Genomic DNA, 12,425 nt, shown 5'->3' on the forward strand with positions numbered 1-12,425 from the left:
GGGTGGACGTTCCGGTCGAGGCGCTGGCCGCACTGGCCGAGCGCGAACAGGCCGGCCAGTTGCACGTCACGCTGCGCCCGGAGCCGCTGTGGCTCTCGGACGCCGAGCGTGACGAGGCCGGCAAGCGGATCGACGCCGCGCTGGCGGAGGCCGGCCTGGTCGACGCCAAGGGCCGCACCGCCGTCGACTTCCTCGACTGGCTCCCGTTGCTGGTCAGCCCGGCGCGGGAATGCTACGGCTGGGTCGGCGCCGGCGGACGGACGTACGGGGTGCTGGCCGCGGCGAAGGGGCTGCAGGCGGTGCTGGCGGTCTCCGACGGCACCCACGTCGGCGTGTGGGAGATCGACCGGAACCGGCTCGCCGAAGCCCTCGTGGAGCAACTGCCGCCGGTCGGTCCCGGTGGCGGCCACCCGCGCGCCGTCCGGGTGGCGGACCTGACCGAGGCGGCCCGCCGCGGGCCCGGCGCCTACCCGCTGGACCCGGCGATCGCCGACGTCGTCAGCCTGGTCCAGCGGCCGGTGACCGGCAGCGGCGAGCTCTACGCCGGCCGCCGCGACGACGTCGGGCGCCACAGCTGCCTGCGGCAGCCACTCCACTACGCGGACACGGACTGGGGCCGCTACCTCAGCTACACGACCGGTTCGGGCGACGACGCGGTCATCCACATCGGCCCGGCCGGCCCGCGGGAACTGGCCGACGCGCTCACCGAACTGGCCGAAACCCTCGGCTGAGCCGGGAAGACGCGCTAATGTGACAGCGCTGTTGTATTCCTGGGGAAGGGTGCCCATGCTGTATCCGGAGATCGAACCGTACGACCACGGCATGCTCGACGTCGGCGACGGCCACGAGATCTACTGGGAGACCTGCGGGAACCCGGCCGGGAAGCCCGCGCTCGTCGTGCACGGCGGCCCCGGCACCGGCTGCTCGGCGAACCTCCGCCGGTACTTCGACCCGGACCGCTACCGGGTCGTGCTCGTCGACCAGCGCGGCTGCGGCCGCAGCACGCCGCACGCCGGGGCCCCGGTCGCCGACCTCTCCGCCAACACGACCGACCACCTCGTCGCGGACTTCGAACTGCTCCGGACGCGGCTCGGCATCGAAAAGTGGCTGTTGTTCGGCGGGTCCTGGGGCTCGGTCCTCAGCCTGACCTACGCCCTGCGCCACACCGAGCGGGTCAGCGAGCTGGTCCTGATGGGCCTCGCGACCGACCGGTACATCGAGATCGAGATGCTCATCCGCGGACTCGGGGCGTACTTTCCCGAAGCCTTCGAAAAGTTCCGCCAGGGCGTGCCGGAGAGCGAGCGGGACGGCGACCTGTCCGCCGCCTACCACCGCCTGCTGATGGATCCCGACCCGGCGGTCCACCACAAGGCGGCCGAGGACTGGTGCGCCTGGGAAGACGCCATGCTCCCGGGCGTGCCCCCGTACAAGGCCTTCGAGACCCCGGCCTTCCGCCTCTGCTTCGCCCGGCTGGTCACGCACTACTTCAGCAACCGGGCCTTCCTGCCCGACGGCGAGATCCTGCGCGGTCTCGGCAAGCTCGCCGGCGTCCCGGCCGTGCTGGCGCAGGGCGTGCTCGACACGAGCAACATCGTCGGCACGCCCTGGCTGATGCACCACGCCTGGCCGGGCAGCGAACTGGTCATGCTCGACGACATCGGGCATTCGACGCAGGACGCCCCGATGCAGGACGTCCTCGTCGGCGCGACCGACCGGTTCGCGCTCAGGGGATGAGCAGCCCCGGCTCACCCTCCGGAGCCAGTGCGGCTTCGGCGCGCCGGGCGCGGTTGGCTTCGGCGAGCTTGAGCCCGGTGACGCGCAGGGGGAGCCGGTCCATGTTCCACTCCGCCAGCAGCAGGGCGATCTTCGCCTGCATTTCCGTGCGCAGCCGCAGGAACGAGTCCGCCGGGTCCGCACCGACTTCACCGAGGAGCAGCCACCACGCCCAGGCCGCCGCACCCGCGTTGGCGACGAAGTCGGGTACGACCGCGACCCCGCGGGCCGACAGTGCCGCCTCCGCTTCCGGGGTCGTCGCCGCGTTGGCCGCTTCGACGACCACCTTCGCCTTCACCACGCTTTCGTTGTCCGGCCGCAGGGCGTAGGAGATCGCGGCCGGCACGAAGATGTCCGCGTCGATCCCGACGATCGTTTCCCGCGGCAGCGAACGGACTCCGGCGGGCAGCCGGGAACGGTCCACTTCGCCGAAGCGGTCGCGCAGGTCCAGCAGCGCCGGGACGTCGAGCCCGGCGGGGTCGTACAGCGTGCCCGCGGCGTCGGCCACCGCGACCACCTTCACGCCGGCTTCGTGCAGGTACCAGGCCGCCCCGCCGCCCATCGTGCCGATGCCCTGGATCGCCACGGTCGTCTCGCGCGCGGCCCAGTCCCACGCGGCGGCGACGCCGAGGCACGCCTGCGCCACGCCGTAGCCGCCGACGACGTCGCCGAGCAGCAACCCGCCGGGGACCGGCGCGTTGAGGCCCGCCTGCACCCGGCGCAGGGTGCGCGCCGGATCGGCCGAACGGCGGATCGCGGCGTGGTACGACTGCTCCAGCCCCAGCTCGGCGAACACCGAGTCGATCAGGTGCTGCGGCACGCCGAGGTCCTCCGCGGTCACCCAGTGGGCGTCCAGCCACGGCCGCAGGAACGCGCAGAACCGCTTCAGGACGTCGAAGGCGCGCGGGTCCTTCGGGTCGAAGTCGATGCCGCCCTTGGCGCCGCCGACCGGCAGGTTGAAGGTGGCGGTCTTGTTCGCCATGCCCCGGGCGAGGTCCTCGACCTCGCTCATCGTGCAGCCGGCCCGCATCCGGGTGCCGCCGGTGGCGACGCCGGAGACCAGGCTGTGCACGACCAGGTAGCCGTGCGCGCCGGTGACGGGGTCGGTCCACGTGAGCCGCATCAGCGGTTCGGCGTTGCTCGGGGTCATCGGGCCGCTCACCTCCAAGGGAAATCCGGGGCGGCCGCGGTGACCGCCACCACGAGCGTGCGCCCGGGGTGGCGCGGGCGTCCATTTAACGAACCTGCACGATCTCGTTTAGGTTTTGTATATGGAGCTTTCGTTGCACCGCTTGCGGATGCTGCGCGAGCTGCACCGCCGCGGCACCGTCACCGCGGCGGCCGCCGCGCTGCACTACACCGCTTCGGCCGTTTCGCAGCAGCTCGCGCAGCTGGAACGGGACGTCGGCGCGAAGCTGTTCGAGCGGCTCGGCCGGCGCGTCCAGCTGACCGAACTGGGCACCCTGCTCACCGAGCACGCCGAGGAGATCCTCGGCTCGGTGGAGCGCGCGACGCTCGCCCTGGAGGAGGCCCAGGAGTCCCGCACGGTCCGGCTGACCGCCGGGGTGTGGGCGTCGGTGGCCTCCGGCCTGCTTCCGACGGCGCTCACCGCGCTGGCCGGCGAGCACCCCGGCATCGAGGTGCGCACTCGTGAACTGGCGCCGGAAGACACCGCCGAGGCGGTCCGCGACGGCCGCCTCGACCTCTCGTTCGTGATCGAGTACTCCGACGCGCCGACGACCTGGGACGCCGGGCTGGAACGGGCCGTCGTGGCCGTGGAACGGCTGCACGCCGCGGTGCCGCGGGGCGCGGTGCCCGCGGGGTCGGCGTCGCTGGACGAGCTCGCCGAGCACCCCTGGATCCTGGCGAGCCCCAAGTCGCACTTCGGCCGCGCGATGCGCACGGCCTGCCAGCGGCACGGCTTCGCCCCGAAGATCAACCACGAGGTCGAGGAGCAGTCGACGGCGATGGCGATGGTCGGCGCCGGGCTCGGCATCACGCTCGTGTCGGATCTGGGGCTGCGGCTGCTGCGGCCGCCGGGGATCGACGTCGTCGCGCTCACCACGCCGCTGCTGCGGACGGTGTCGATCGCCTACCGGCGCACCGCGTTCCGGCGGCCGGCCCTGCACCTGGTGATCGACGCCGTGCGGGCGTCCGCGGCCCAGCTCGGACTCGGTACCGAACCGGCTTTGCCCTGATCGGACAGTTCTTACGGAGTGGTGATCGGCTCCCGCGGCGCAGGATCCGGCCTGAATTTGTCGTACCCCGCGTGTAGCGTCCGAAGTCGAAAAGGTTGGGGGGGTTCCGGGTGGCGGAGCCCCCGGCCCGGGGCGAAGCCCCGGTTAGGCAGAGTTCCATCACACGGAACAGGAACGGACATGCAGACGGTGCACGATTTTCCCGAGAAGTCGGGTAGTGCGTCGAACCGCACCGCGCGGGTCCTGGCGGACCGCGCGGCCGGCGAGGCGTACGTCGCATCGGTGTGTTTCAAGCACGGGCCACCCCGCCTGACCGGCGTGGAGCTGGAGTTCACCGTGCACCATGCCGACGACCCGGCAAGACCCCTCGATCCCGACGTCCTCGCCACGGCGCTGGGTCCGCACACCCCGCGGACGCTCCGCCCCGACAGCCCCGCCTCGCCCCTCCCGGCCGGCTCACCGGTGAGCCTCGAACCCGGGTGCCAGGTCGAGATCTCGGCTCTTCCCCAGGCCTCCCTGCGCGATCTCGCCGCAGCCGTCACGGCCGACCTCCGCCACCTGCGTGACCGCCTCGCCCGGCACGGCCTCGAACTGGGCGAAACGGGCATCGACGCCCACCGTGCGCCACGCCGGGTCCTGCACACGCCGCGGTACGCGGCCATGGAACGCCGGTTCGCGCCGATCGGGCCCGGCGGCGTCACCATGATGTGCAGCACCGCCGGCCTGCAGGTCTGCGTCGACACCGGGGAGCCGGAGAACTACGCGGCGCGGTGGGCGGCCGCCCACGCGATGGGGCCGCCGCTGCTCGCGCTCTTCGCCAACTCCCGCGTCCACGCCGGGCGCGACACCGGCCACGCCTCCGCGCGGTGGCTGGCGGTGCACGACACGGAGGCGGTCCGCACGCGCACGGCGCGTGCCGACGGCGATCCGGCGGCGGCGTGGGCCGGGCGCCTGATGGACACCCCGTTGATGGTGCTGCGCCGCGGCGACCGGCCGTGGGACGCGCCGGAGGGGCTGACCTTCGCCGACTGGATCGACGGCCGGGGGGCCGCGGCCCTGCTGCCGAGGCCCACGGTGGCGGACCTCGACTACCACCTGACCACGATGTTCACCCCGGTCCGCCCGCAGGGGTACCTGGAGATCCGGTACCTCGACGCGCAGCCGCCGGACGAGTGGCTGCCCCCGGTGGCGCTGGTGACCGCCCTGCTGGGCCGGCCGTCCACCGTGGACAAGGTGCGCGACCTCTGCGCGCCGGTCGCGGACAAGTGGGAGAGGGCGGCGAGGCGCGGTCTCGACGACCCGGAGCTGGCCGCCGCGGCGGCGGCGCTGGCCGATCTCGGGTGCGCCGAGCTGGGCGTGACCGGGCTGGCGGCGGAGTCGATCACCGAGATCAGCGAGAGCGTGCTGGGGCGCGCGTACCGATCGAGGAGCCAAGCATGAGCACGGAAGCATTGGGCGAACGGGCACTGCACGACCTGAGCGCGCAGGACCTGCGCGCCCGCGCGGCCGAGGCGCTGACCCGCGCCCGGGCGCGCAGCGTCGCGCTGACCGACGCGGTCGACGACGAGGACCTGGTCCGGCAGCATTCGAAGCTGATGTCGCCGCTGGTCTGGGACCTGGCGCACATCGGCGTCCAGGAAGAACTGTGGCTGGTCCGCGACGTCGGCGGCCGGGAGCCGCTGCGCCCGGACATCGATGACATCTACGACGCCTTCCAGCACGCCCGCGCCGACCGGCCGGAGCTGCCGCTGCTCGGCCCGGCCGAGGCCCGCGCGTACGTCAAGCAGGTCCGGGAGAAGGCGTTCGACGTGCTGGAGCACGCGCCGATGGAGGGCAGGCGGCTGACCGAGCAGGCCTTCGCCTTCGGCATGATCACGCAGCACGAGCAGCAGCACGACGAGACCATGCTGGCCACCCACCAGCTCCGCAAGGGCGACCCGGTGCTGCACGCGCCGGAGCCGCCGCCCGCCCGGTCCGGTGTGCTGCCGCCGGAGGTCCTGGTTCCGGGCGGTGCGTTCACGATGGGCACCTCGGCCGAGCCGTGGGCCCTGGACAACGAGCGCCCGGCGCACGAGATCGCCGTCGAGGCGTTCTGGATGGACACCGTGCCGGTGACGTGCGGCGCCTACGTCGAGTTCCTCGACGGTGGCGGCTATGACGACGAGCGTTGGTGGAGCCCGGCAGGCTGGGCGTACCGGACCGAAAACGACATCACCGCCCCGCGGTTCTGGAAGCGGGAGCAGGACGGCTGGTGGCGGACCCGCTTCGGTGTCCACGAACGCGTTCCCGCCGACGAGCCGGTCGTGCACGTCTCGTACTACGAAGCCGAGGCGTACGCGGCCTGGGCCGGGCGGCGGCTGCCGACCGAAGCGGAGTGGGAGAAGGCGGCCCGGTTCGACCCGGCGACCGGCCGGTCGCGCCGGTTCCCGTGGGGCGACGACGAACCGGCCGCGGAGCACGCCAACCTCGGCCAGCGGCACCTGCGCCCGGCGCCGGCCGGCGCGTACCCGGCCGGGGTGTCGCCGACCGGCGTGCACCAGCTGATCGGCGACGTCTGGGAGTGGACTTCGACCGACTTCCACGGCTACCCGGGCTTCGCCGCCTTCCCGTACCGGGAGTACTCGGAGGTGTTCTTCGGCCCGGAGTACAAGGTCCTGCGCGGCGGGTCGTTCGGCACCGACGCGGCGGCCATCCGGGGCACGTTCCGCAACTGGGACTATCCCATCCGGCGGCAGATCTTCGCCGGCTTCCGCACCGCCCGCGACGCGGCACCCGGCGAGGTGGGGTAGGCGCATGTGCCGCCACATCGGCTACCTCGGCGAGCCGCTTCCGCCCGCCGGGGTGCTCTTCCACGCCCCGCATTCGCTGCTGGTGCAGTCGTACGCGCCGGCGGACATGCGCGGCGGTGGCTCGGTCAACGCCGACGGGTTCGGGCTGGGCTGGTACCCCGGCCCGGGCTCGCCGCCGCTGCGCCACCGCCGGTCCACTCCACTGTGGACGGACGAGACGTTGCCGCCGCTGGCCGCGGCGGTGACCGCGGGCGCGTTCGTCGCCGCGGTCCGCAACGGCACCACCGCCATGCCGGTGACCGAGGCGGCCGCGGCGCCGTTCACCGCCGGGCGCTGGCTGTTCAGCCACAACGGGGTCGTCCGCGGCTGGCCCGGCTCGCTGGCCGAACTGGCCAAGACCCTGCCCGTCACCGAACTGCTGACGCTGGAGGCGCCGACGGACTCGGCCGTGCTCTGGGCTCTGCTGCGGGCCCGGCTGGCCACGGGTGAGGACCCGCTGACGGCGGTGGCGGCACTGACCGCCGCCGTCGAGGCGGCCGCGCCCGGCTCCCGGCTCAACTTCCTGCTCACCGACGGCGAAACGCTGATCGGCACCGCCTGGACCCACGCGCTGTCCGTGCTGGAGACCCCGGCCGGCGTGCTGCTGTCCTCCGAACCCTGCGACGGCGACCCCCGCTGGCGACCCGTCCCCGACCACCACGCCGTGCGCGCCACCGCGGCCGGCGTCGACCTGCTGCCCCTGACCGAGGAGCGTCCATGACCGAAGTCGATCTCGACCACCACCGCTCCGGCGACGCCGTCACCGCGGAACTGCGCGCGGACGTCGTCGCCGGGCTCACCGCGCCGCAGAAGTGGCTGCCGCCCAAGTGGTTCTACGACGCCGACGGCAGCGAGCTGTTCGAGAAGATCACCCAGCTGCCGGAGTACTACCCGACCCGCAGCGAACGCGAGGTGCTGGCCGCGCACGCCGGCGACGTCGCGGAGCTGACCGGCGCGCACACGCTCGTCGAGCTGGGCTCCGGGTCGAGCGAGAAGACCCGGCTGCTGCTCGACGCGCTCACCGGGCACGGGACCCTGGAGGCGTTCGTCCCCCTGGATGTGTCGGAATCCGCGCTGGCCGACGCGGCCGAGGCCATCTCGAAGGACTACCCGGACCTGACCGTCCGCGGGGTCGTCGGGGACTTCACGCAGCACCTGAAGCTGCTGCCCGGCGGGCAGCCGCGGATGGTGGCCTTCCTCGGCGGGACGATCGGGAACTTCCTGCCCGCCGAGCGCGCGGTCTTCCTGCGGTCCGTGCGGGACGTCCTCGACGAGGGGGAGTGGCTGCTGCTCGGCACCGACCTCGTCAAGGACCCCCGAATTCTCGAACGCGCCTACGACGACGCCGCGGGTGTCACCGCCGAATTCGACAAGAACGTGCTGCGGGTGATCAACGCCCGCCTCGGCGCGAACTTCGACCTCGACGAGTTCGAGCACGTCTCCCACTGGGACGCGGACAACGAATGGATCGAGATGCGCCTGCGGGCCCGCCGCGATCTGAGCGTCGAGATCCCGGGCGCGGACCTCTCGGTGAGCTTCGCCGAAGGCGAGCACGTCCGCACGGAGATCTCGGCCAAGTTCCGCCCGAGCGGCGTCGAGGCCGAACTGGCCGCCGCCGGGTTCGCGCTGGAGCGCTGGTGGACCGACTCCCAGCAGCGGTTCGGGGTCAGCCTGGCAAAATCCGTGCGTGGCTAATCCTCTCCGCGCACTGGCCCGGGCCGCGGGCACCCGGCCGTGGCTGATGCGCACGGCCCGGGTCGTCGTCTGGGCGGACAAGAAACTGCACGCGGCGTTCGGCGGCCGGGTGAGCCTCGTGGCGCTCGCCGGGCTGCCGTCGCTGCGCCTGACGACGACCGGCCGCAAGAGCGGGCAGCCGCGCAGCACCAACCTGCTCTACTTCCCGCGCGGCGGCGACTTCGTGCTGACCGCGTCCAACTGGGGCCGCCCGAACGACCCGGCCTGGGCACTGAACCTGCGCGCCAACCCGAAGTGCCAGGTGGCGCTGGCCGGCAAGCCGGTCGAAACCATCGCGCGGGAACTGCACGGCGACGAGTACGACCGGATGTGGGCGGAACTCCTCGAGTTCTGGCCGGGGTACCGGATGGAGCAGCGCGAAGCCCACCGTCCGTTGCCGGTTTTCGTGCTGACCCGGCTGGTGCGGTAGGTGCCCACCATCCTTTTGGCCGGTGACGGAATTCACCGCTTTGTGCCAGTCTCACCCGGGTAACGCGCCGTGACGGTCCGACCGTGCGGCCGTGACCTAGGGAGGAGACGTCTTGCCGAGAACTGCAAAGGCTCGAGTGCGGTCGTTCGCACTGGTGGGGGCGCTCGTGGCCGGGGTGGGCGTGGCCGGGACGGCCGGCACCGCCGCGGCGGCCGAAGACTCGGCGGTCAAGCCCGCCGCCGTCGGCGCGACCGCCGCCGTCAACTGGGGGAAGTGCTCCGCAGACACGCTCGCCGGGGTTCCCGCCGACCAGGTGAACTTCTACAGCTGCGCGCGCTACCGCGTGCCGATCGACCACGACAACGCCGCGCTGGGCACCATCGACATCGCGCTGCTGAAGCGCGCCGCCCGCACACCCGACAAACGCGTCGGCTCGCTGTTCCTCAACCCCGGCGGCCCCGGCGGTTCGGGCCTGCGGATGCCGATCAGCGGCCAGTTCTACTTCCAGCCGCAGGTCCTCGACCGCTTCGACCTCGTCGGGTTCGACCCGCGCGGCGTCGGGCAGAGCAACCCGCTGCGCTGCTTCACCACGCAGGAGGACGCGGACGAGGTCTTCTCGGCCCAGATCCCGGTGCCGCTGACCCGCGCGCAGATCTCCGGCACGCTGGCCAGCTACCGCGACTACGGCCGGTTCTGCAAGAACAACGCCGGTTCGCTGCTGAACCACATGTCCACCAAGGACGTCGTGCGCGACCTCGACACGCTGCGCGCGGCGGTCGGCGACCGGAAGCTGAGCTACGTCGGCTTCTCCTACGGCACGCTGATCGGCTCGACCTACGCGTCGATGTTCCCGAAGCAGTCGCGGGCGATCGTGATCGACGGCAACGTCGACCCGGCGCTGCGCACCAGCGACGGCGTCGAGTACGACCGGGAGCGGGCGCAGGGCTTCGAGGTTTCGCTCGACGGCTTCCTGAAGCGCTGCGACCAGGTCGGCGCGAAGTGCGCCTTCAGCGACGGCAACCCGCGGGCGAAGTTCGACGAGCTGCGGGAGTACCTGCGCAAGCAGCCGATCACCCTGCCCGGCGGCACGGTGGACATCAACCAGTTCACCGGCGGGGTCTCGAGCGTCCTCTACTCGCCCGCGGCCTTCCCCGGCCTGGCCGAGGACCTGCAGGCGCTCTACACCGCGATCCACCCGGCGGGCGCGCAGGCGCAGAGCCTGCAGGCCAAGCCGCTCAAGGTGATCACGAAGGGCAAGAAGGGCCTGGCGGACCAGAACCCCGACAGCCCGTACACCAGTGACGACTCGTACTTCGCCGTCAACTGCTCCGACAAGCCGTTCAAGATCGACCAGGAGCAGGTGCCGTCGATCGCCGCCAAGTGGGAGCGCGAGTCGCCCACGTTCGGCCGTTACCAGGCGTTCGCCGACACGGCGGGCTGCCCGGTCTGGCCGGCGAAGCGGCCGGACGCCTACCGCGGCCCGTGGCGGGCGAAGACCGACGTCCCGGTGGTCGTCGTCAGCAACTACTACGACCCGGCGACGCGGTACAAGTTCGGGCAGCGGATGGCGGCCGAGCTCGGCAACTCCCGGCTGCTGTCGGTCGACGCGTTCGGCCACTGCATCCTCGGCGACGCCCTCGGCGTCGACAAGGCCGTGGCCGACTACCTGACCGACCTCAAGGTCCCGGCGAACGGCCAGGTGTTCCAGCCGAACGTCCAGCCGTTCGAAACGCCCTGACGCCGTGAAACGGAGGCCGGGGTGACGGATCGCACGTCACCCCGGCCTTTCCGCGTCCGGTAGAGTGGCGGAGCTTGATCAACACGAGTACGGAAGCGAGGTGAGCGGCACATGCCAGCGGACAGTCATCGGACGGCCGGGCGCGCGCTCACCGGAGGTTTCCGGCTGGGCTGAATTCCGGCCGCCTTCTGTCCGGCAGTGCGCGCACGCCGGAAAAGAGCCGGATATGACCATCTTCGAAATGCTGCTGCGCGTCGGCGCCGGCGTCGGCCTGGGTGCCGTCATCGGGTTCGAGCGCCAGTTCCGCGCCCGGATGGCCGGGCTGCGCACCAACGCCCTCGTCGCGGTCGGCGCGACGCTGTTCGTGCTGCTGTCCGCCCACGGCTTCGGCGGCCTGGCGTCCAGCGGCGACCCGACCCGCGTGGCGGCGCAGATCGTCTCGGGCATCGGGTTCCTCGGCGCCGGCGTCATCCTGCGGGACGGCCTCAACGTCCGCGGCCTCAACACGGCGGCGACGCTGTGGTGCTCCGCGGCGGTGGGCGCGCTCGCCGGCGCCGGGCTGTACGCGGTCGCGGCCGCCGGGACCGCCGTCGTGGTCGGGGTGAACGTGCTGCTGCGGCCGCTCGGCCGGGTCGTCGACCGCCGTCCCGATTCGGGCGACGAGACGCCCGCGAAGTACGCGTTCCAAGCCGTCACCCGCGACGCGACCGAGGCGCACGTGCGGGCGTTGCTCGTGCAGTCGTTGACCCGCACGGACTTCCGGCTGCTGTCGGTGCTGAGCACGGACCGCGAGGACCGGACGGTGGAGGTGCGCGCCGAGCTGATCGGCGACCAGCGCGACGACGCCCAGATGGAGGCGGCGGTGTCGCGGCTGTCGCTGGAACCGTCGGTGTCCAGCGTCCGCTGGGAGGCCGTGCCCGCTTAGGCGAGGAACTCGTCGAGCAGCTCGCCGAACCGGGCGGGCTGCTCGACGTTGACCTGGTGCCCGGCGCCCTCGATCGCGACCTGGCGCGCGTGCGGTGCCTCGCGCGCGATCAGGTCCGCGATCCCGTGGATGTCGGTGGTGTCGAGCGTGCCGGTGACGACCAGCGTCCGGGCCCGGATCTCGGGGACGCGGGTCACCGCGTTCAGCTCGTCGCCGAGGGGGAACCCGCCGTGGCCCTTGCGGGCGTTGTCCGCCAGCAGCCGCCCGAAGAGGGCCCGGACGGCCGGGTCGACCTGCTCGGGGGTCCGGTGGGGGCCGTCGACGAGCATCCGGAGCACGCATTCGAAGACCTGCGTGAAATCCTTCCTGGCGATCGCTTCCGCGGCCAGCCTTCGCTGCTCCAGGGTGAACGGGTCGCGTTCGACCATGCCGCTCAACCCGGGCGAGGCGAGCACCAGCCCCTCGACCCGATCCGGGTGCGAGAGCGCGAAGTCGGCCGCGGTGCGGCTGCCGAGCGAGGAGCCGACCAGCACCGCGCGGTCGATTCCCAGCGCGTCGAGCAGCTGCCGGAGGTCGTCGTGGTGGGAGAAACCCGGCGCCGGTCCTGGCGAGTCGCCGTGCCCGCGGGCGTCGTAGCGGACGACCCGGTGGTGCGCGGCGAACCGCGTCATCTGCTCGTCCCACACCTGCCGGCCGAAGCCGCCCGGGTGCAGGAACACCAGTGGCCGCCCGTGGCCGCGTTCGTCATGGCACAGCTGTTCCCCCATGCCCGCCACGGTACCGGCAGGCGAAGGCCTCC

At 72.6% G+C, this 12,425-nt stretch carries 12 protein-coding genes; 10 read left to right on the top strand and 2 right to left on the bottom strand.

Annotated elements, in window-relative coordinates; translation table 11 throughout:
- The first annotated feature begins 2 nt into the window (after window positions 1–2).
- Both AB0G28_RS19135 and pip read left to right on the top strand, forming a co-directional pair.
- Window positions 3–731 (top strand): ESX secretion-associated protein EspG, encoded by a 729-nt coding sequence (locus tag AB0G28_RS19135; RefSeq protein WP_361090070.1) that lies wholly within the window; start codon window positions 3–5, stop codon window positions 729–731.
- Between the two features lie 55 nt (window positions 732–786).
- Window positions 787–1,734, top strand: coding sequence for a prolyl aminopeptidase (gene pip / locus AB0G28_RS19140; RefSeq protein WP_361090073.1), 948 nt, complete (start codon window positions 787–789; stop codon window positions 1,732–1,734).
- Here the strand turns inward: pip and AB0G28_RS19145 are convergent.
- On the bottom strand, window positions 1,724–2,923 hold the full coding sequence (locus AB0G28_RS19145; protein WP_361090076.1) for a Glu/Leu/Phe/Val dehydrogenase dimerization domain-containing protein: 1,200 nt from the start codon (window positions 2,921–2,923) through the stop codon (window positions 1,724–1,726). The genes pip and AB0G28_RS19145 overlap by 11 nt on opposite strands.
- A gap of 121 nt (window positions 2,924–3,044) precedes the next feature.
- Between AB0G28_RS19145 and AB0G28_RS19150 the strand changes: the two genes are divergently transcribed.
- From AB0G28_RS19150 to AB0G28_RS19185, 8 genes are all read left to right on the top strand, one after another.
- Entirely contained in the window at window positions 3,045–3,971 is a 927-nt protein-coding gene (locus AB0G28_RS19150; protein ID WP_361090079.1) for a LysR substrate-binding domain-containing protein, read from the top strand.
- A gap of 180 nt (window positions 3,972–4,151) precedes the next feature.
- Window positions 4,152–5,411 (top strand): glutamate-cysteine ligase family protein, encoded by a 1,260-nt coding sequence (locus AB0G28_RS19155; protein WP_361090082.1) that lies wholly within the window; start codon window positions 4,152–4,154, stop codon window positions 5,409–5,411.
- A complete protein-coding gene (gene egtB / locus AB0G28_RS19160) occupies window positions 5,408–6,760 on the top strand; it encodes an ergothioneine biosynthesis protein EgtB (protein ID WP_361090085.1) in 1,353 nt (450 codons plus the stop codon). Before AB0G28_RS19155 ends, egtB begins: the two co-directional genes overlap by 4 nt.
- A gap of 4 nt (window positions 6,761–6,764) precedes the next feature.
- Window positions 6,765–7,520, top strand: a complete 756-nt coding sequence (egtC, locus tag AB0G28_RS19165; RefSeq protein WP_361090088.1) for an ergothioneine biosynthesis protein EgtC — start codon at window positions 6,765–6,767, stop codon at window positions 7,518–7,520.
- A complete protein-coding gene (gene egtD / locus AB0G28_RS19170; RefSeq protein WP_361090091.1) occupies window positions 7,517–8,494 on the top strand; it encodes an L-histidine N(alpha)-methyltransferase in 978 nt (325 codons plus the stop codon). The genes egtC and egtD overlap by 4 nt, the downstream gene beginning before the upstream one ends.
- A gap of 46 nt (window positions 8,495–8,540) precedes the next feature.
- A complete protein-coding gene (locus tag AB0G28_RS19175) occupies window positions 8,541–8,963 on the top strand; it encodes a nitroreductase family deazaflavin-dependent oxidoreductase (protein ID WP_361090337.1) in 423 nt (140 codons plus the stop codon).
- A 136-nt stretch (window positions 8,964–9,099) separates the two neighbouring features.
- Window positions 9,100–10,701, top strand: coding sequence for an alpha/beta hydrolase (locus tag AB0G28_RS19180; RefSeq protein ID WP_361090340.1), 1,602 nt, complete (start codon window positions 9,100–9,102; stop codon window positions 10,699–10,701).
- A gap of 226 nt (window positions 10,702–10,927) precedes the next feature.
- Window positions 10,928–11,626 (top strand): MgtC/SapB family protein, encoded by a 699-nt coding sequence (locus AB0G28_RS19185; RefSeq protein WP_361090094.1) that lies wholly within the window; start codon window positions 10,928–10,930, stop codon window positions 11,624–11,626.
- Here AB0G28_RS19185 and AB0G28_RS19190 read toward each other — a convergent pair.
- Entirely contained in the window at window positions 11,623–12,393 is a 771-nt protein-coding gene (locus AB0G28_RS19190) for an alpha/beta hydrolase (RefSeq protein WP_361090097.1), read from the bottom strand. The genes AB0G28_RS19185 and AB0G28_RS19190 overlap by 4 nt on opposite strands.
- Window positions 12,394–12,425 lie beyond the last annotated feature (32 nt).

This window comes from Amycolatopsis sp. NPDC021455, assembly GCF_040640995.1.
GTDB lineage: Bacteria > Actinomycetota > Actinomycetes > Mycobacteriales > Pseudonocardiaceae > Amycolatopsis.